The sequence below is a fragment of the Streptomyces sp. 4F14 genome (genome assembly GCF_048159485.1).
In the GTDB taxonomy this organism is placed as follows: Bacteria; Actinomycetota; Actinomycetes; order Streptomycetales; family Streptomycetaceae; genus Streptomyces.
The window spans coordinates 1-358 of the sequence record NZ_JBLRVY010000269.1 but is presented as its reverse complement, the minus strand read 5'-3'; the positions used below and the strand labels follow the sequence as shown (position 1 = coordinate 358).

Sequence of the window (358 nt, the reverse complement as noted above, 5' to 3'; positions counted from 1 at the left end):
CAGCACCGCTCCGGCCGCCCAGGGACGGGAGCCGGTGGTGAGGTCGTGGACCTCGCGGACGAGATGTCGGATCTCCTCGGGGTCGAGTCCGGCCTTTTCCGGCGTGTCCCCGCGCAGTCTCGGCGCGCTCAGCTGTCCGCTCCCTCCGCACCCGCACGTCTGTCCGCACGTCTGTTCCAAGGACGGCACATTGCCATGAAGCAGGCCAGCGCCACCAGTGCTGCGGCCAGTTGGACGACGGCCATCGGGACGGCGGTGTCCTCGCCGGCGATGCCCACGAGGGGCGATGCGACGGCGCCGATGAGGAAGGAGGAGGTGCCGAGGAGCGCGGAGGCGGACCCGGCGGCGTGCTTGGTGC

Annotated in this window: 2 pseudogenes; both read right to left on the bottom strand. The window is 71.8% G+C overall.

The features are described from left to right. A pseudogene (locus ACLZOT_RS50660) lies at positions 1–189 on the bottom strand (esterase); the annotation flags it as partial. Then, positions 129–358 (bottom strand): annotated as a pseudogene (locus ACLZOT_RS50655) (Bcr/CflA family drug resistance efflux transporter); the annotation flags it as partial. The pseudogenes ACLZOT_RS50655 and ACLZOT_RS50660, both read right to left, overlap by 61 nt.